The organism is Streptococcus salivarius (assembly GCF_009738225.1).
Taxonomy (GTDB): Bacteria; Bacillota; Bacilli; order Lactobacillales; family Streptococcaceae; genus Streptococcus.
This window is the reverse complement of the sequence record NZ_CP018187.1, coordinates 1,173,352-1,192,826: the sequence shown is the minus strand read 5'-3', so window position 1 is coordinate 1,192,826 and position 19,475 is coordinate 1,173,352. Positions and strand designations below refer to the sequence as shown.

At 40.4% G+C, this 19,475-nt stretch carries 19 protein-coding genes and 2 pseudogenes; 20 read left to right on the top strand and 1 reads right to left on the bottom strand.

The window, feature by feature from the left end:
* Positions 1-38 precede the first annotated feature (38 nt).
* The 4 genes from BSR19_RS05875 to trmFO all read left to right on the top strand — a co-directional run bounded on the left by BSR19_RS05875 (position 39) and on the right by trmFO (position 4,386).
* A complete protein-coding gene (locus BSR19_RS05875; RefSeq protein WP_156246760.1) occupies positions 39-863 on the top strand; it encodes a TraX family protein in 825 nt (274 codons plus the stop codon).
* Between the two features lie 35 nt (positions 864-898).
* Entirely contained in the window at positions 899-1,558 is a 660-nt protein-coding gene (locus BSR19_RS05870; RefSeq protein WP_156246759.1) for a response regulator transcription factor, read from the top strand.
* On the top strand, positions 1,549-2,925 hold the full coding sequence (locus BSR19_RS05865) for a sensor histidine kinase (RefSeq protein ID WP_197092235.1): 1,377 nt from the start codon (positions 1,549-1,551) through the stop codon (positions 2,923-2,925). The genes BSR19_RS05870 and BSR19_RS05865 overlap by 10 nt, the downstream gene beginning before the upstream one ends.
* A 117-nt stretch (positions 2,926-3,042) precedes the next feature.
* The gene (gene trmFO / locus BSR19_RS05860; protein WP_156246758.1) at positions 3,043-4,386 is read left to right on the top strand and encodes a methylenetetrahydrofolate--tRNA-(uracil(54)-C(5))-methyltransferase (FADH(2)-oxidizing) TrmFO; all 1,344 of its coding nucleotides are present in this window, start codon (positions 3,043-3,045) and stop codon (positions 4,384-4,386) included.
* Between the two features lie 68 nt (positions 4,387-4,454).
* Here trmFO and BSR19_RS05855 read toward each other — a convergent pair whose 3' ends face one another.
* Positions 4,455-5,600 (bottom strand): cobalamin-independent methionine synthase II family protein, encoded by a 1,146-nt coding sequence (locus BSR19_RS05855; RefSeq protein ID WP_156246757.1) that lies wholly within the window; start codon positions 5,598-5,600, stop codon positions 4,455-4,457.
* Positions 5,601-5,767: 167 nt separating this feature from the next.
* On the opposite strand from BSR19_RS05855, the gene ndk reads away from it, so the two are divergent.
* The 16 genes and pseudogenes from ndk to BSR19_RS05780 all read left to right on the top strand — a co-directional run bounded on the left by ndk (position 5,768) and on the right by BSR19_RS05780 (position 19,364).
* Positions 5,768-6,181, top strand: a complete 414-nt coding sequence (gene ndk, locus BSR19_RS05850) for a nucleoside-diphosphate kinase (protein ID WP_197092234.1) — start codon at positions 5,768-5,770, stop codon at positions 6,179-6,181.
* A gap of 1 nt (position 6,182) precedes the next feature.
* The gene (locus BSR19_RS05845; RefSeq protein WP_156246755.1) at positions 6,183-6,476 is read left to right on the top strand and encodes a rhodanese-like domain-containing protein; all 294 of its coding nucleotides are present in this window, start codon (positions 6,183-6,185) and stop codon (positions 6,474-6,476) included.
* A 212-nt stretch (positions 6,477-6,688) separates the two neighbouring features.
* Positions 6,689-7,453 carry a (S)-acetoin forming diacetyl reductase gene (locus BSR19_RS05840; RefSeq protein WP_156246754.1) on the top strand — a complete coding sequence of 255 codons (765 nt, stop codon included), beginning with the start codon at positions 6,689-6,691 and terminating at the stop codon, positions 7,451-7,453.
* A 98-nt stretch (positions 7,454-7,551) separates the two neighbouring features.
* Positions 7,552-7,716 (top strand): hypothetical protein, encoded by a 165-nt coding sequence (locus BSR19_RS11470; protein ID WP_171963656.1) that lies wholly within the window; start codon positions 7,552-7,554, stop codon positions 7,714-7,716.
* 121 nt (positions 7,717-7,837) lie between these two features.
* Positions 7,838-9,670, top strand: coding sequence for a translation elongation factor 4 (lepA, locus tag BSR19_RS05835; RefSeq protein WP_002891049.1), 1,833 nt, complete (start codon positions 7,838-7,840; stop codon positions 9,668-9,670).
* A 237-nt stretch (positions 9,671-9,907) separates the two neighbouring features.
* Positions 9,908-10,375, top strand: coding sequence for an LptM family lipoprotein (locus BSR19_RS05830; RefSeq protein WP_156246753.1), 468 nt, complete (start codon positions 9,908-9,910; stop codon positions 10,373-10,375).
* Positions 10,376-10,552: 177 nt separating this feature from the next.
* Entirely contained in the window at positions 10,553-10,894 is a 342-nt protein-coding gene (locus tag BSR19_RS05825; protein ID WP_156246752.1) for a hypothetical protein, read from the top strand.
* Between the two features lie 213 nt (positions 10,895-11,107).
* Positions 11,108-12,784 carry an acetolactate synthase AlsS gene (alsS, locus tag BSR19_RS05820; RefSeq protein WP_156246751.1) on the top strand — a complete coding sequence of 559 codons (1,677 nt, stop codon included), beginning with the start codon at positions 11,108-11,110 and terminating at the stop codon, positions 12,782-12,784.
* A 15-nt stretch (positions 12,785-12,799) separates the two neighbouring features.
* Positions 12,800-13,519: an acetolactate decarboxylase gene (gene budA, locus BSR19_RS05815; protein WP_156246750.1), complete on the top strand. Its 720-nt coding sequence runs from the start codon at positions 12,800-12,802 to the stop codon at positions 13,517-13,519.
* Positions 13,520-13,699: 180 nt separating this feature from the next.
* Positions 13,700-14,131: a pyridoxamine 5'-phosphate oxidase family protein gene (locus BSR19_RS05810; protein ID WP_156247085.1), complete on the top strand. Its 432-nt coding sequence runs from the start codon at positions 13,700-13,702 to the stop codon at positions 14,129-14,131.
* 4 nt (positions 14,132-14,135) lie between these two features.
* Positions 14,136-14,968: pseudogene (locus BSR19_RS05805) on the top strand (SIR2 family NAD-dependent protein deacylase).
* Entirely contained in the window at positions 14,953-15,717 is a 765-nt protein-coding gene (locus BSR19_RS05800; protein WP_156246749.1) for a protein-ADP-ribose hydrolase, read from the top strand. The pseudogene BSR19_RS05805 and the gene BSR19_RS05800 overlap by 16 nt, the downstream one beginning before the upstream one ends.
* Positions 15,718-15,806: 89 nt before the next feature.
* Positions 15,807-16,256: a MarR family winged helix-turn-helix transcriptional regulator gene (locus BSR19_RS05795; protein ID WP_156246748.1), complete on the top strand. Its 450-nt coding sequence runs from the start codon at positions 15,807-15,809 to the stop codon at positions 16,254-16,256.
* 18 nt (positions 16,257-16,274) lie between these two features.
* Positions 16,275-17,130 (top strand): annotated as a pseudogene (locus tag BSR19_RS05790) (SDR family oxidoreductase).
* Positions 17,123-17,851, top strand: coding sequence for an ABC transporter ATP-binding protein (locus BSR19_RS05785; protein WP_156246746.1), 729 nt, complete (start codon positions 17,123-17,125; stop codon positions 17,849-17,851). The pseudogene BSR19_RS05790 and the gene BSR19_RS05785 overlap by 8 nt, the downstream one beginning before the upstream one ends.
* On the top strand, positions 17,844-19,364 hold the full coding sequence (locus tag BSR19_RS05780; protein ID WP_156246745.1) for an ABC transporter permease/substrate-binding protein: 1,521 nt from the start codon (positions 17,844-17,846) through the stop codon (positions 19,362-19,364). Before BSR19_RS05785 ends, BSR19_RS05780 begins: the two co-directional genes overlap by 8 nt.
* The last annotated feature ends 111 nt before the right edge of the window (positions 19,365-19,475 follow it).

Below are 19,475 nucleotides of genomic sequence, written 5' to 3'. Positions count from 1 at the left end.
GTTTTTTATACTGAGGATGAAAAGAAAGGAGAGTTATTATGAAACGTTTAAGTCTATCAGGTTTCCAACTCAAATATATAGCCCTCATTACTATGGTATTCGACCATATTCATTATTTTTTTGACTATACAGGGAAAATACCTATTTGGTTTACTATGATTGGGAGATTAGCGGCACCCTTGTTCCTTTTTGCTGTGATTGAAGGTTTCGTTCATACACACAATCGAAAGAAATACTTCCTAAAGATTTATGCTTTAGCAATTTTGATGGGATTGATTCAGTTTGGGTTTTATAATTTTTTACATCCTCTTGTGAGACCAGATGGTTTCTTTCCACAAAATATGATGCTGTCGTCATTTGCTATCTTGCTCGTTGCTCTTCAAGGTATCGCTTGGATTCAAGAAAAGAAATATCTAAAAGGAATCCCAACCTTACTTTTCCCATTGCTGCTTCCATGGTTATTGGTACCTTTTTATCTGTTAGGTCAAAACAAACCAGTCTTTACTTTATTCATAAATTTACTTAATTACACAGTGTTTCCAACTCATACGTCTATCAGTGACGGGGGAACGTGGTTACTTTTGACTGGTATCGCTATGTATCTTTGTCATAAGAATCTTAAGAAAGAAGTGCTTGCTTTTGTGAGTGTTAGTCTTGTTTGGGTACTAATGGCGATTGTTCTAAGCAGACCTTCTTTTCACGATTTAATGTTTAAATACATTGAATGGATGGAAATATTTGCAGCTCCTTTAATGCTTTGTTATAACGGTCAAAGAGGGAAAGGGTCAAAATATTTGTTCTATGTCTTTTACCCAACCCATATTTATCTACTTTACGCCTTGTCAGTTATCTTCTATAGATGATATGATAAAGGTAATTTTGTACGAAAGGAAAGCTTATGGCTCAAATACTTGTTATTGATGATCAGGAAGATATTGTGAAATTGGTTGTAAAAGCTTTAGAGATTCAAAATCATAAGGTGACGGGGTTTACAAGTGTTTTAGATTTGGATACGAACTCGTTGCCACGGTTTGACTTGATATTGCTGGATATCATGATGCCTGATGTTGACGGTCTCCAGTTTTGTCATGAGATTCGGGAACAGGTGGATTGCCCCATACTTTTTATTACAGCCAGAACGCAAGAGGCTGATATTGTCCAAGGCTTGACTTATGGTGCAGATGATTATATTTGCAAGCCATTTGGAGTTAAAGAACTTCAAGCGCGTGTGGCTGCTCACTTGAGACGAGAACATCGTGAGCGCCATCATAAGCTTTCACTTGGTGATTTTCAGTTTGATTTGTCTGCTCAGGAGCTTTATGTTGAAAATCACTTGTTAGATTTGACTAAGTCGGAGTACGGTATTTGTCAGTTTTTGGCTGAAAATAAGGGCCAAGTCTTTTCAAAAGAACAAATCTACACTCATTTGTACGGCTATGAGGATAAAGGAAGTCCAACAGCAGTGGCTGAACATATTAAAAATATCCGTGCAAAGCTCAAAGATGTTGGGCAAAATCCTATTGAAACAGTCTGGGGGATTGGTTACAAGTGGCAATAATTAAAAAACGAGAGCACTCTCTAAGAACAATCTTGTTATCTTATGTCGTCAGTCTTACAGTTCTATCAGCAATCAGTAGCCTACTTATTTTGTCTTTGTTCAGCTTGTCTTATCGTTTTGGCGTTGTGATTCCAGCAAATCAAGTTGAGAGTGATTTGTCTGCGGTGAGAAATGAAATTGGAACTTCTAAGGTCTTTAATCCTGATGTTTTACCGGATGGTACTAGTTATGTTTTTTTAACTAGGGAATTTAAGGTTAAGAAGTCTAACATGCCAGTTAACTTGCAAGAAGAATCCTTACTAAATTACCAATTCAAGAATGCTCATGGTGGGATATACGGCTATTTTCAGTCTTTTGAACGGTCAGACGGCATTGTTATTGTCAATTATCAACTATCACCTCGGTATCGTAATGAGTGGATGAACCAGCATTTTCCCAATGCTGATCTATTGATGATTGGCTCAATGATGGTGTCTATCCTACTCATATTTATTACTTTAACTTTTTACTATGCTAGTAAATTGAGTCGGGAGTTAAGACCAATATTGAAGGCAACAAAGAAAATAGCAGAGCAAGACTTGGATTTTCAAACGTCCAAATCTAAAATTACTGAGTTTAACCAGGTTTTAAGTGGCTTGGACCACATGCGTGCTGCGCTCCGTGAATCTTTGATGGAAAATTGGAAGGCAGAGCAAGATAAACAAAATCAGATTTCCGCCCTGACACATGACTTAAAGACACCCCTTACAGTTGCTCGTGGAAATGCGGAACTCTTAGCTATGACGCCCTTGGATGCGGAACAGATGGACTTATTAGAGCATTTTCAAAAGGGGATTACACAGGTTGATGCTTATGTTAAAGAGTTGTCTGAAGTCAACAAAACGAGTTTGACGAAACCCTTGACGCTTGAAGACATTTCGGTTAGGGAATTTGTTGAAGACATTTACGATCAAACCTTGTCACTAGCTCAAACCAAACAAATCAATGTAGCATTTGACAAGAAGGATATTAAGAAAGCAATCATAGGCCATTGGGATAGGACCTTGTTGAATCGAGCTTTTATGAATATTGTTTCAAATGCCGTAGAGCATACCCCCAGTGGCAGTCAGTTGCTCCTGACGGCTAGGGTAGAAGAAGATGAATTCAAGTTTATCTGCCTTGATTCTGGTCCTGGATTTTCCCTTGAATCTCTTGAAAAGGCTACTCAGCTCTTTTATCAAGATGATAAAAGCAGACAGAGCCGCAATCATAGTGGCCTTGGTCTGACTATTGCCAATGATATTATTCGCTTACACCATGGTAGTCTTGCTCTTGCAAATGACAATGGCACGGGTGGTGCTAAAGTGACTATCATTTTACCCCTTTAAATACAGATTGCTCCTAGTCGCCAGATGAGGAGTTTTTTGCTATACTACTAAGAGTAAAAATGAAGAAAGATTTGTGGGGGCAGGATTTCATCTTGTTCTCGAAGAGGTATTAGTGTCATGTCTCAATCAAAAGCAGATTATATTAACGTGATTGGAGCTGGATTGGCCGGCTCTGAAGCAGCTTATCAGATTGCTAAACGTGGTATTCCGGTAAAACTATATGAAATGCGTGGGGTCAAAGCAACACCTCAGCATAAGACAACAAACTTTGCAGAATTGGTTTGCTCTAACTCTTTCCGTGGGGATAGCTTGACAAATGCTGTAGGGCTTCTTAAAGAAGAAATGCGTCGCTTGGACTCTATCATTATGCGTAATGGAGAAGCTCACCGTGTGCCAGCTGGAGGTGCCATGGCGGTTGACCGTGAAGGTTATGCAGAAGCAGTGACAGCTGAAATTGAGAACAATCCATTAATTGAAGTTATCCGTGAAGAAATCACAGAAATTCCAGATGATGCCATTACAGTTATTGCTTCAGGTCCTTTGACTTCTGACGCTTTAGCTGAAAAAATTCACAAACTTAACGGTGGAGATGGGTTCTATTTTTATGATGCCGCTGCACCGATTGTTGATAAAGCGACTATCGACATGAACAAAGTCTACCTTAAGTCACGCTATGACAAGGGTGAAGCAGCTTACCTAAACTGTCCAATGACCAAGGAAGAGTTCATGGCCTTCCACGAGGCCTTGACAACAGCTGAAGAAGCTCCTTTGAATTCTTTTGAAAAAGAAAAGTATTTCGAGGGCTGTATGCCTATCGAGGTTATGGCTAAACGTGGTATCAAGACAATGCTCTACGGTCCTATGAAACCAGTTGGTTTGGAGTATCCTGAGGATTATAAGGGTCCACGTGATGGTGACTTCAAGACACCTTATGCGGTTGTGCAGCTTCGTCAGGACAATGCGGCTGGTAGCCTCTACAATATCGTTGGTTTCCAAACCCACCTTAAATGGGGAGAGCAAAAGCGTGTCTTCCAAATGATTCCAGGTCTTGAAAATGCAGAATTTGTACGTTACGGGGTAATGCACCGCAACTCTTACATGGATTCGCCAAACTTGCTTAAACAAACCTTCCAATCAAAATCAAATCCTAATTTGTTCTTTGCTGGACAAATGACTGGTGTTGAAGGTTATGTTGAATCAGCTGCCTCAGGTTTGGTTGCTGGAATCAATGCAGCCCGTCTCTTTAAGGGTGAAGATGAAGTTATTTTCCCTCATACAACAGCAATCGGGAGCCTCCCATATTATGTGACGCATGCTGAAAGTAAACATTTCCAACCAATGAATGTTAACTTCGGTATTATCAAAGAATTGGAAGGCCCACGTATTCGTGACAAGAAAGAGCGCTATGAAAAAATCGCTGAGCGTGCTCTAAAGGATTTGCAAACTTTTCTAGATGCTTAATGCTAACATAAAAAGCCCTCACAAGCGTGAAGGCTTTTTTGTTAGAGAGGAGCGAATAGAAATATCGATTAGCCAAAGAATTTCTTAGCAATTTCTTGACCTTGTTTGATTTTAGCCCATTGTTGAGGTGTTGCCAACTCATTCCCTGAGTCACATGAGGCGAAACCACATTGGTGAGAGAGGAAGAGACGTTCTTTTGGAAGAATTTGACTCGCTTTTTCAAGCAAATCGAGGACACGTTCTTCGTCATCAAGGTCAGTAGTTTTAGAAGACAAAAGTCCTAGTACAACTTCGGCTTTGCTGTCTTTGAGGGCTTCGAGAGCTTTGATATCACCAGAGGTGTCGCTATCCCATTCAAGGAAGAAACGGTCATAGTGTTGCTCTGCCAAGAACTTCTTGGCGATAGCTTCGTAAGTTCCTTCAGCAGCAGAACGGCTTTCGTAGTTACCACGGCAGTTGTGGGTCCAAACCGTTAAACCAATTTCGTGAGCATAGTCTACAACCTCGTTATTGATAGCTACAAACTCATCAGCCAATTCTGCTAAATCAGAATTACCTTCCGCAAAGAAACTTGCAGGGTTTGATGGGTCAAAAAGTTCCCAGAGACAGTCATCAAATTGAACAATTTTTCCACCGACAGCCTTGTATTCTTCCAAGAATTCTTTATAGGCATTAATGATACCTTTTTTGAGGTCTTCATTTGTTTCGTAGACTTGTCCAGGACCAGCCAAACGGTCAAAGATAGCAAGTTCAGTGTAGGCATGAGCAGGTCCCCAGATAGTTTGTTTGGTATCTTCATCACCAGCTTCAGCTTTAACCAATTTGTAAATATCTAGGTAATGGTGGTTCTTACCTGAGAGCGGCTCAGTGATGCGAATACCGATATCTTTACGTGTTTCATATTGACCACCATCATGGTCTTTAAAAGTGTAGCCATGCTCAGCAATGTAGCGTTCAATTCCTTTAAATCCCCAGACAAAGTCTAAATGCCACATAGAACGTCCAAACTCACCATCAGTAAGGATGTCAATACCGTTAGCTTTTTGGTCAGCCACAATTTGCTTAATATCTGCAGTTTCAGTTTCTTGATAACCAGGAAGGGCATCATAGAAAGGATACTGGATGTCGTCACGGTGCTCGATTTCGTCCTTATATTTACGGAGATCCGCAGGACGAAGAAGAGAACCTACTAATTGGAATTTAGATTTTGTCATAAAATTACCCTCAAAATATCATTTTATTTCCATGATACTTTTTATTTGCATTAATGAAAAATAGTTAATTTCTTTCTGAGGGTATAGTTTAAGACTATATAAGGTTTTACCCTGCAAAATGATACTTCCTATGGTAAAATAAAAAGAAAACAATGAAGGTTGGGAACATGCAAAAAACATTCTTTATTATTAAACCTGATGCTGTTAAACGCCATCTAATTGGTCAAGTGCTTGATCGTATCGAACGTCGTAGTTTCATTATTGAACGAATGGAGATGCTGATGCTTGACGAAGAACGTCTTAAAGAGCATTATGCCCAATTGGTTGATAAACCCTTTTTCCCTAGTATTTCTGAATTCATGATGAGTGGCCCAGCAGTTATTGGTATTATGTCTGGCCCTGGTGTTATCAAGTCATGGCGTGATATGATGGGAGCAACTAATCCTGGGGATGCTACTCCAGGAACGATTCGTGGAGACTTTGCAACTGCACCAGATGGGGATATGGTTCCGAATATCGTTCATGGTTCTGATTCAGAAGAATCTGCAGCTCGAGAAATTCAGATTTGGTTTGGTGAGTAAGATGGATTTAGTAAAGATTCAATCTGATTTAGCTAAGGGTGGACTGTTAATTGATGTCAGAAGTCCAGAAGAGTATTCAGAAGGTCATGTTAAGAATGCCCTCTTGATTCCTCATACACAATTTTTTTCTGCTGAGATTCCAGCTGAAAAAGGCGCTTCAATTTACCTCTATTGTAAAATGGGGCCTCGTGCAGAATTTGCTGCATCAGTTCTTAAAGAGCGAGGTTATACTAAGGTGACTAACTTGGGTGGCTTGGACGATATGGAAGCACTAGGTTTTGAATTTGAAGAATAATAGGAATAAGGTCACCCAAGGGTGGTCTTATTTGTTTTCAGAAAAGTTTGATAATTACTTGACAACGTTTTCATAAAGGGGTAGAATTTTATTTGAGTTAAGACAAAGCCTATGAAAATGACTTTGCCAGAACTTGACTAACTTAGCGTATTCCAATTGAGATAAGGCTCGGTATTAAGCCAGTGACTCTAATTGGTAGAGGAGGATTTCGTATGTCAAAAGTTGCTATTGTTACAGGTGCAGGTCAAGGTATTGGTTTTGCAATTGCAAAACGTTTGGTTGAAGATGGTTTTAAAGTTGGAGTATTGGACTACAACGCTGAAACTGCAGAAAAAGCTGTTGCTGAATTGTCAGTAGACAAGGCATTTGCGGTTGTAGCTGATGTATCTAAACAAGCTGAAGTAGCAGCTGCTTTCCAAAAAGTTGTTGATCACTTTGGTGATTTGAATGTTGTTGTTAATAATGCCGGTGTGGCACCAACAACACCACTTGATACTATTACTGAAGAACAGTTCCAACGTACATTTAACATCAATGTCGGTGGTGTTATCTGGGGTGCTCAAGCTGCACAAGCACAATTTAAAGCACTTGGTCATGGTGGTAAAATCATCAATGCAACATCTCAAGCTGGTGTCGTAGGTAACCCTAACTTGACTGTATATGGTGGTACTAAATTCGCAGTGCGTGGTATCACTCAAACTTTGGCGCGTGACTTGGCTGATTCAGGTATCACTGTCAATGCGTATGCACCAGGTATCGTTAAGACTCCAATGATGTTTGACATTGCTCATGAAGTTGGTAAGAACGCTGGTAAAGATGATGAATGGGGTATGCAAACTTTTGCTAAAGATATTACTCTCAAACGTTTGTCAGAACCTGAAGATGTGGCAGCAGCAGTTAGCTTCTTAGCTGGACCTGACTCAAACTACATCACAGGTCAAACCATCATCGTGGATGGTGGGATGCAATTCCATTAAAATAAAAGGAGAGCGAAAGGCTCTCTTTTTTTGCTTGATAAAACATAATATTTCTGATAATATAATCGTATTGATTATGCTTTAAAAGGAGCCATTCTATGTCAGATATTTTACACTATATTATAGAGCACCCATTTTTTAGTCTCATTCTATTGGGAATTGTTGTACTAGCCTTCGGTTTAGCTCCATTTTCAAGTAGTTCTACAGAAAACAAGCGCTCGGCAATTATTAATAAGCACTACAACGATAATTTTAAGAAGTAAGAAGGATTAAATGCGGTCAGAAAGCAGATATTAGAGATAGGCAAAAGCCTGTCTTTTTTGTATAATAGAAGGTAACGATTAGTTTTTTTATAATCACAAGTAAGAACTAGGAAAGATAAAAATGCCAAATATTGAAGAATTAAAACAACGACAGGAGAAGATTCGTAACTTCTCTATTATTGCCCATATTGACCACGGTAAATCAACCCTTGCTGACCGTATTTTGGAAAAGACTGAGACAGTATCAAGTCGTGAGATGCAGGCACAACTTCTTGATAGTATGGACCTCGAGCGTGAACGTGGTATCACTATCAAACTCAATGCCATTGAGCTTAACTATACAGCTAAAGATGGCGAAACATATATTTTCCACCTTATCGACACACCAGGACACGTGGACTTTACTTATGAAGTGTCACGTTCTCTTGCTGCCTGTGAGGGTGCAATCTTGGTGGTGGATGCTGCTCAAGGGATTGAAGCGCAAACACTTGCCAATGTTTACTTGGCCCTAGATAATGACTTGGAAATCTTACCAGTTATCAATAAAATCGACCTTCCAGCTGCAGATCCTGAACGTGTGCGTACAGAGGTTGAAGATGTTATCGGACTAGATGCTTCTGAAGCCGTGCTTGCATCAGCTAAAGCTGGTATCGGTATCGAGGAGATTCTCGAACAAATCGTTGAGAAAGTTCCTGCACCTCAAGGTGAAGTCGAAGCGCCTCTCCAAGCCCTTATCTTTGACTCTGTTTATGATGCCTACCGTGGGGTTATCCTCCAAGTGCGTGTGGTTAATGGAATGGTTAAACCAGGCGATAAGATTCAAATGATGTCTAATGGCAAGACCTTTGATGTTACTGAGGTTGGTATCTTCACGCCTAAAGCTGTTGGCCGTGACTACCTTGCGACAGGTGATGTTGGTTATATTGCGGCCTCAATCAAGACTGTTGCGGATACCCGTGTCGGTGATACAGTAACACTTGCGGATAATCCAGCAGCAGAGCCACTCCATGGCTATAAGCAAATGAATCCAATGGTCTTCGCCGGTCTTTATCCAATTGAGTCTAATAAATACAATGACTTGCGTGAAGCTCTTGAAAAGCTCCAATTGAACGATGCCAGTCTTCAGTTTGAGCCTGAAACGTCTCAAGCCCTTGGTTTTGGTTTCCGTTGTGGTTTCTTGGGTCTTCTTCACATGGATGTTATCCAAGAGCGTTTGGAACGTGAGTTTAATATCGACCTCATTATGACAGCACCATCGGTAGTTTACCATGTTAATACTACTGACGGTGAGATGCTTGAAGTGTCCAACCCATCTGAATTCCCAGATCCTACACGTATTGATGCCATCGAAGAGCCTTATGTTAAAGCTCAAATCATGGTTCCTCAAGAGTATGTTGGTGCGGTTATGGAGTTGGCACAACGTAAACGTGGTGATTTTGAAACCATGGAATATATCGATGATAATCGTGTGAACGTTATTTATCAGATTCCACTTGCTGAAATCGTCTTTGATTTCTTTGATAAATTGAAATCATCAACACGTGGTTATGCAAGCTTTGACTATGAATTGTCAGAATACCGTCGTTCACAATTGGTGAAAATGGATATTCTTCTTAATGGTGACAAGGTCGATGCCCTTAGCTTCATCGTGCATAAGGAATTTGCCTACGAGCGTGGAAAACTTATCGTTGATAAGCTTAAGAAAATCATTCCACGTCAACAATTCGAAGTGCCTATCCAAGCGGCCATCGGTCAAAAAATTGTTGCCCGTACAGATATCAAAGCCCTTCGTAAAAACGTCTTGGCAAAATGTTACGGTGGTGACGTTTCACGTAAACGTAAACTCCTCGAAAAACAAAAAGCCGGTAAGAAACGTATGAAAGCTATCGGTTCGGTTGAAGTCCCACAAGAAGCCTTCCTGTCAGTACTTTCAATGGACGAAGATGAGAAATAAGAGTAATAGTCAGAATGTGATGTTCTGGCTATTGAGTTATAGAAAAATTTATATTTATATTAATTAAACTCATTTAATTCCTTAATAGTTAAATTGGCCTACCTTTTAAGTAGGCTTTTTTACTTTTATTTCAAGCTGAATTTTATATTGATACTGACAAGTTATAGAATTTTTGATAGAATATCAGTATATTTTTGTGACAGATATTGTTACTTACATTAAAAAGGGGTTTTAAAAATGAGAAAGTTATTGAGTATTGTGATGTTAGCCTTTGCTGTTGTTAGTCTAGCAGCATGTAGTTCAAAGGATGCTAACGGTATTCCAAAAAAATTACAAGAAAAGTACACTGGTTATTCTGAAAATCCAGGTTACGATGGGTTAATCTTTTCTGAAGGAAGTAGCACCTTAATCTTTGATAAAAAAAATAATAAAATTACTAATAAAACTGAGGATCATACTGAGCCTTTTGTAGTAATTCCTGAAGATAAACTTGATGGAGAAGCAAAAGGTGCTTTTAATAAACATAAATCTGAATACAAGGGTGATTATTTTATTTTTACTGCTAGTAAGAAATATGATAAAGATTCTTCAAATGTTTATGTAGCTGTTTTAAGCGATGGCGGTAAAACAATTCAAATCAATGAACTTGAATACAGTGGCAAAGACGATGATTATCTTTATCGTTTCACTGGCAAAGCAGAATAAAAAAATTCTATGCTATTTTAGACATTATAAGTGTAGACAAATGTCAGAAAGTGATGTTTGTTTTTTTATTATGTTATTCGTATAAAAATAAGAGTAATATAAATTTGGAATTATCTATTTAGCATTTTTCTCAGCTTTAGGCTATAATAGACAAAAAGGAGTCTTGGGAGGGCCACTATGGATATCATGAGTTTTATCCCCAGTCAGCGACAGGCTATTCTGGAGCGTTTTCAGCAAGTGGAGGCCTTGGGATTAGGCGCAGTTCGTATTGAATTGAAGGTTGCTAATCCTGTTGGCATCATCTATGAGTGCTTTATTTTAGCAGGGGAGAATTATTTTTCTGATCAAGCAGTGGTATCCTTCCGCATTCTCTATGAAAAAGACCTGGAACGCATTTCTTTGGACGTGGTGGACATCCCCGGACGATCAAGTTTGTCTAATTACCTCAAGCTCATAGAAATCTTTGAAGGATTACAAAATTATCTCAATCGAGAATTTGCTAAGGTAAAAAATAGTTAAACATCTGATAGCAATCAGGTGTTTCTTTTTACGTTTGAAGTGCAAAATTTCACAATCTTTTTTTCACAAGATTGCCTGAAAACTGTGCTATAATGATAACAGAATTGTGAAGTGATAAAAGTTTGTGAAAAAACGAGCAGACTTTGACACTTTGTGACTTATACTTGAAAGGAAAATTGGCTCTATCATTTTAGGGCCAGAAGGACTGTGTTCATGTCAGAAGAAAAGCAATTGTATGGTGCGGATTTAGTGGTTGATAGTTTAATCAACCATGATGTTGATTATGTCTTTGGTATCCCTGGAGCAAAAATCGATAGGGTTTTTGATACCTTGGAAGATAAAGGACCTGAATTGATAGTAGCTCGACATGAGCAAAACGCCGCTTTTATGGCTCAAGGTGTTGGACGAATTACAGGTAAACCTGGTGTTGTTTTGGTGACATCTGGTCCTGGTGTATCCAATTTGGCAACTGGATTGGTAACAGCAACGGATGAAGGAGACCCTGTCCTTGCTATTGGTGGTCAGGTTAAACGTGCAGACCTTTTGAAACGTGCCCACCAATCAATGAATAACGTTGCCATGCTTGAGCCAATTACTAAGTATGCAGCCGAAGTTCATGATGCTAATACCCTTTCTGAAACAGTAGCAAATGCCTATCGTCATGCTAAATCAGGGAAACCGGGCGCAAGCTTTATTTCAATTCCTCAAGATGTAACTGATGCTACAGTCAGTGTCAAGGCTATTAAGCCAATGACAGATCCAAAACTTGGATCCGCCTCTGTTTCTGATATCAACTACTTGGCGCAAGCTATTAAGAATGCGGTTTTGCCAGTCCTTCTTTTGGGAAATGGTGCCTCATCAGAAGCTGTGACTTCGTCTATTCGTCAGATTTTGGAATCTGTTAAATTGCCAGTTGTAGAGACTTTCCAAGGTGCTGGTATTGTGTCACGTGAGCTTGAAGAAGATACTTTCTTTGGTCGTGTAGGTCTTTTCCGTAACCAACCCGGTGACATGTTGCTTAAGAAGTCTGACTTGATTATTGCCATTGGTTATGACCCAATTGAATATGAAGCACGTAACTGGAATGCTGAAATTTCAGCGCGTATTATTGTAATCGATGTGGAGCCTGCTGAGGTGGATACTTACTTCCAGCCAGAACGTGAATTGATTGGTAATGTAGAAGCAACTTTAGATTTGCTTTTGCCTGCTATTCAAGGCTACAAATTACCTGAAGGTTCAGTCGAGTATCTTAAAGGGTTAAAAAATACAGTCGTCGAAGATGTAAAATTTGACCGTCAGCCTAAAGAAGGTACGGTACATCCGCTAGATTTGATTGAAGTATTACAAGATCAAACTGAGGATGATATGACTGTGACAGTCGACGTTGGTAGTCATTATATCTGGATGGCTCGTTATTTCAAATCTTATGAACCACGTCATTTGCTTTTCTCAAACGGGATGCAAACTCTAGGTGTTGCCCTTCCGTGGGCCATTTCTGCAGCTTTAGTGCGTCCTAAGACAAAAGTAATTTCAGTTTCTGGTGACGGAGGTTTCCTCTTCTCAGCACAAGAATTGGAAACAGCAGTTCGTTTGAAACTGCCAATTGTTCATATCATCTGGAATGATGGTCATTACAATATGGTTGAATTCCAGGAAGAAATGAAGTATGGTCGCTCTTCAGGGGTTGACTTTGGTCCAGTTGATTTTGTAAAATATGCTGAGAGCTTTGGAGCAAAAGGATATCGTGCAACAAGTAAGGAAGAGTTTGCTAGCTTGCTTCAAAAGGCTTTGGAACAAGCTGTAGATGGACCTGTCCTTATTGATGTTCCAATTGATTATAAAGATAATATTAAACTTGGCGAAACTATCTTGCCAGATGAATTTTATTAAAAAGAGGGTGTAGACATGTCTGAAGCCATAAAATTATTTCAATATAATACCTTGGGAGCCTTGATGGCTGGGCTTTATGGGGGTACTTTAACAGTAGGTGAATTGTTGGAGCATGGAGACTTGGGTCTTGGAACTTTAGATTCTATTGATGGTGAATTGATTGTTCTTGATGGCAAAGCTTACCAGGCTAAGGGATCAGAAGGCAAGGTTGAAGTTGTGGAAGTGTCTCCTGATGAAAAGGTTCCTTATGCGGCAGTCGTGCCTCATCAAGCTGAAGTTATCTTCCGTCAACGTTTTGAAATGACTGATAAAGAACTTGAAGAGCGCATTGAATCATACTATGATGGTGTTAATCTCTTCCGTTCTATTAAGATTAAAGGGCATTTTAAACACATGCATGTCCGCATGATACCTAAGTCTACTCCTGATACGAAATTTGCTGAAGTGGCGACTCATCAACCTGAGTATGAAGCTGATAATATTTCAGGAACTATTGTTGGGATTTGGACACCTGAAATGTTCCACGGTGTGAGCGTTGCTGGCTACCATTTACATTTTATATCAGATGATTTGTCTTTCGGTGGGCATGTCATGGACTTTATTATTGATAATGGTATTGTTGAAGTCGGTCCAGTTGACCAACTGGATCAACGTTTCCCAGTTCAAGATCGTCAGTATCTCTTCGCTAAATTCAATGTCGATGAAATGCGTGAAGATATTACAAAAGCTGAATAAACTTGTTTAAAGATATTAATAGATTATAGTGAGAACTTTCCTAGATGATTAGGAAAGTTTTTTGTTTTTTGAAATTATTTCGATATCGAAAGAGTTGACGGATGTAATGGATAAGGTTACAATGAAACTATGAAGCTTCGATATCGAACTAAAATTCAAAGAAGGACATGGTAAATGATAATGAATTATTTGAAAGTACTAGTAAAAGAGATTCACTCTGTTGTAGTGGCAACAGTTGATGAAACAGGACATCCGCATACAGCTGTTATGGACATGATGTGGGAGGATGGAAAAACAGTTTATTTTTTGACGGCTGATTTTAAACCTCTCTACAAGCGACTTAAGGATGATGGACGTGTAGCGGTGACAGGGATGACTCAAGGAGCAGGAACCATGGATCGTAAATCCATTTCCTTAACGGGTCAGGTGGAATGGATTGGCAAAGAGCATCTTGAAGAGTTGTTGAAAGCTAATCCATATATGTACGATATCTATCCGACTGAGGAGGGGCGTAGTCACCTACAAGTTTTTCGTTTTAAAAAAGCAGTAGGGGACTATTATGATTTGACGCAATTGCCTCCCTACCAAGATAGATTTAAGATTGAGGTATGATGAAATGACAAAGATTGAAGAAGCAAAGAGAATTATCGAAGAAGCGGATAAGATTGTAATGGGAGCAGGAGCTGGCTTGTCTGCAGCCGCAGGCTTAACTTACTCTGGCTCACGTTTTGAAGTTTTCTTAAAGACTATATTAGTCGTTACGGGATGCAGGATATGTATTCTGCAGGATTTTATCCTTTTGAGACCGCTGAGGAGCGTTGGGGCTATTGGGCTAAGCATATCTATCATAATAGTTATCAACCTGAGGGTCTTCTTCTTTATAGAGCCCTTTTCGACTTGGTTAAGGACAAGGATTATTTTGTGATTACGACCAATGTAGATGGGCAGTTTATGAAGACAGGATTTGCTCCGGAGCGTTTCTTTGAAGTCCAGGTGAACTATGAGGAATGGCAGTGTTCCCTTCCTTGTCGACAGGAAGTCTTTGATAATAAAGAAGCTGTCATGGAGATGCTAAAAGAAATCAAGGACTTGAAAATTCCAACTGACTTGATACAGCATTGTCCGCATTGTGGGGCGCCAATGACAATGCATTTGCGTATCGATCAATCTTTTGTCCAAGATGAGACCTGGGAAGCTTCTTATGAAGCTTATCAAGATTTTTTGGAAGGTATCGGGGACCAAAAAGTTGTCTTCTTAGAGTTGGGGGTTGGCTACAATACTCCGACTATTATTCGTTATCCTTTTGAGAAAATGACAGCCCTATTTCCAAAGGCTCATTTGATACGCCTCAATCGTGATGATGTTGAAGGCTTCGCTGCTACAAAAGATAAATCAATTTTTATAAAGGATGATATAAGGGAGGTTCTCCAACAATGGCTAGCAGACTAGAGTATTTGATTGATGTTTTAAAAAGAGAACAAGGATTGAATGAGTTAGAAATTCCCGAAAAGCTAGAGGAGCAAGAAGTTTTGTATCGTGTTCTTCAAAATGTCCGCAATCCAGCGCCAGTTACAGCAGACTTTCTCTACCAACAAGACCGTTATTTACAAGAAAAACTAGTAGAAAAAGGAGTTGTGGACTTAAAAGACTTGACTCCGATTCAGCCCAATCTCTACCTGTGGCAAGGTGATATCACGCGCCTTGCAGTCGATGGCATTGTGAATGCAGCCAACAGCAAACTTTTAGGCTGTTTCGTTCCTAATCATTCTTGTATTGACAATGCCATTCACACAGCGGCGGGGGTTGAACTACGTTTAGCCTGTCATGCTCTCATGCAAGAACAAGGAAGGGATGAGGCTACGGGTCAGGCAAAGATGACCAAGGCCTATAATCTACCTTCCCGCTATGTCCTTCACACGGTGGGGCCGATTATCTATGAAGAAGTGACGGATTTGGAAAGACGACAATTAGCCTCGTCCTATGAAGAGTGTTTGACCTTAGCTTATAAACAAGGACTGAGAAGTCTGGCCTTTTGTTGTATCTCAACAGGAGAATTTCATTTTCCAAATGAAGAGGCAGCCAAGATTGCAATAAAGACGGTTAGACAATTTCAGAAAGAACATCCTTATATGACAGTTGTATTCAATGTCTTTAAGGATTTTGATTATGCGATTTATGAAGATCTATTAAAAAATTAACATTTCTATATCGAAAGATTTGACAGATGTAATTAAAAACATTACAATTGACACTATAAAGTTCGATATAGAAGAAAAAAGGAGACAAAATGAATAAGATGATAGGGGGCTACCAAGCTCTACAGATTCGTTTATTGAATGGGCGTATCTTTCAAAAACTCTTGAGCAAGGAGCCAAATGCTCAATACAGAAGTGAACAAGGAAAAATTTTAACAGTACTTTGGCAAAAAGAAGATGGTCGAGCAACTGCGACGGATATCGCTCTTGCTTCAGGACTAGCTAACAATACCCTAACCAGCATGATTAAGAAGTTAGAAGATCAGGGATTGGTTACGATTGAACAGAGTGACCAGGACAAGCGCAAGAAGTTTGTAGCTTTGACGAAACTAGGTTGGTCACAAAAAGAAATTGGTGACCGTGTTAGTAAAGAGTTGGGTGAGATTTTCTACCAAGGCTTTTCGGATCAAGAAATCCGAGAATTTGAAGCTTTTCAAGAACGCATTATAGCAAATCTAAGAGCTAAAGAAAATGACATGTAGGGAAAGGAAGAAACAGTTATGATTGGAATAACAGGTGTAACAGGGAAATTAGGTTCTTATGTAGCTGATCTTGTCGATAAGAAAGGAATTGCTTCTATCCATCTGGCACGAAGCCCAGAGCGTGCAAAAGTCTACGCGTCTGCGGAAATCCGTAAGATGGTATATGCCAATACTCCAGAGGTGGTTGAAGCCTTAAAGGGGATTGATGTCTTGCTGATGGTCTCTGCTCGGGAAAATCCAGAGCGTGTCAAGGAACACAAGAGTTTTTTAGATGCTGCAATGTTAGCGGGGGTGCAGCATATCGTCTATACTTCCTTTTATGGGGCAGATGACCAGGCAACGTTTACCTTGTCTCGAGATCATGCCCTGACAGAAGCCTATATCAAGGAATTAGGGATCACCTACACCTTTCTAAGAGATAATTTTTACTTGGATTTCTTGATTGATATGGCGCTTGAAAATGGAGAAATTCGTGGTCCGGCCGGCAGTGGCCTTGTATCAGCTGTTGCCCGTAAGGACACCTCTAGGGTTGCAGCAGAAATTCTCTTAAATCCTAAGAAATGGGAAAATCAAACCTTGAATCTAACAGGTCCAGAGGATCTTTCTATGGAAGAAATCGTAGCGCTTCTCTCAAAAGAGACCGGCAACTCCATCAGGTATGTAGATGAAAAGCTAGAGGAAGCCTATAAGTCACGGAAAAAATGGCCAGCACAAACTTGGGAGTACGATGCCTGGGTCAGTACCTATACAGCGATTAAAGCTGGGGAACAAGCTGGGGTCTCAACAGATGTCGAAAAAGTCCTAGGGCATCCAGCAAGTAGCATACTGGATATTCTTAGAGACAGAAAAACTTATTGAGGAAGAATATGATTGAATACAAACATGTAGTCCTGCGCTACACGGATACTGACATTTTAAAAGATGTCAATCTCCGTATTGAGCAGGGAGAATTTATGGTTCTTGTAGGACCTTCAGGATCTGGGAAAACTACCATGCTTAAGATGATCAATCGTCTTTTGGAGCCGACAGATGGCAATATTTATATGGATGGCAAGCAGATTAAAGACTATGATGAACGAGAGTTACGTCTTTCTACCGGTTATGTCCTTCAGGCCATCGCTCTATTTCCAAATCTAACTGTTGCTGAGAATATTGCTCTCATTCCTGAGATGAAGGGCTGGTCTAAGGAAGAAATTGCTAAGAAAACTGAAGAGCTTTTGACTAAGGTTGGCTTACCCGTAGATGAGTATGGGCATCGCTTACCAAGCGAGTTATCGGGTGGGGAGCAACAGCGGATTGGCATTGTGCGGGCCATCATTGCAGAGCCCAAAATCTTGCTGATGGACGAACCCTTTTCAGCCTTGGATGCTATTTCTCGCAAGCAATTGCAGGCTCTTACAAGAGACTTGCACAAAGAATTTGGTATGACCACCATCTTCGTTACTCATGATACGGACGAGGCCTTGAAATTAGGCGATCGGATTGCGGTACTGCAAGAAGGAGAGATTGTACAGGTGGCGAATACTGAGACCATCCTAGCCCAGCCAGTCAACGACTTTGTTGCGGATTTATTTGGAGGTGCTTACCATGTCTAAACTACTTGCAACTTTTCAAGAACGCTTTGGAGACTGGGTCACTGCACTGGGGCAACATTTGCAACTGTCATTACTGACCTTGCTCCTTGCTATTTTTCTGGCTGTTCCATTGGCAATTTATTTAAGTACGCGCAAGAGAGCGAGCAACTGGGTCCTACAGTTAGCTGGGGTCTTCCAGACCATACCTTCCATGGCCCTTTTGGGGCTCTTCATTCCCATCATGGGGATTGGGACGCTTCCGGCCTTGACAGCTCTGGTCATCTACGCCATTTTCCCCATCCTTCAAAATACCATCACCGGTTTGCAGGGGATTGATCCAAGCCTTGAAGAAGCAGGGGTCGCCTTTGGGATGACCAAGTGGGAAAGACTCAGGAAGTTTGAGATTCCCTTGGCCATGCCCGTCATCATGTCTGGGATTCGGACAGCAGCTGTAATGATTATCGGGACGGCTACCCTCGCTGCCTTGATTGGAGCAGGGGGGCTTGGTTCCTTCATCCTTCTGGGGATTGACCGCAATAATGCCAGTCTGATTTTGATTGGTGCTCTGTCTTCTGCCTTTTTAGCCATTGCCTTTAACCTTCTTCTCAAATGGATGGAAAAGGCCAAGATGCGGACCATCTTTGCGGCCTTTGCTGTGATGTTCCTTGGTTTGGGAGCTAGCTATGCTCCAAACATCATTCCCCATAAGGAGAAAGACAATCTCGTCATCGCTGGTAAGTTAGGTCCTGAACCGGAAATTCTAGCCAATATGTACAAGATTTTGATTGAAGAAAATACGGATATGACAGTGACCGTTAAACCAAATTTTGGTAAGACCACCTTCCTCTATGAAGCTCTGAAAAAAGGAGATATCGCGATCTATCCCGAGTTTACAGGGACCGTGACCGAAAGTCTCCTCAAGCCGGCACCACAAGTCGGCCATGATCCAGAAGCAGTCTATCGAGCAGCGCGTGATGGTATTAAGAAACAAGATAATCTAGTTCTACTTAAACCTATGGCTTATCAGAATACCTATGCTGTCGCGGTGCCTAAGAAAATTGCCCAGGAGTATGGCCTCAAGACTATTTCAGATTTGAAAAAGGTGGAAGGACAACTCAAGGCAGGATTTACACTAGAGTTTAATGATCGAGAGGATGGGAACAAAGGCTTACAGAAGGTCTACGGACTCAATCTTCAAGTCTCCACCATGGAGCCAGCCCTTCGCTACCAGGCTATCCAGTCCGGTAATATCCAGATAACAGATGCCTACTCTACAGATGCCGAGCTTGCTCGCTATGACCTCGTGGTCCTAGAAGATGACAAGCAACTCTTCCCGCCATATCAAGGGGCCCCACTCATGAAAGCTAAATTACTGGAAAAACATCCAGAATTGGAAGCAGTTCTCAATAAACTAGCTGGTAAAATCACGGAGAGTCAAATGAGTCAGCTCAACTACCAAGTGGGCGTAGAAGGTAAACCAGCTAACCAAGTAGCACGTGACTTTTTGGTCAAAGAAGGGTTTATCAAGAAATAATGAAAACTTTACACAAAAAAGTAACTTTTTCAAGTTGCTTTTTTAGTTACCATTTTTCTGTTTTCTATCCTATTTTCAGATATAATAAAGATAAAAATTTAAGGAGCTACC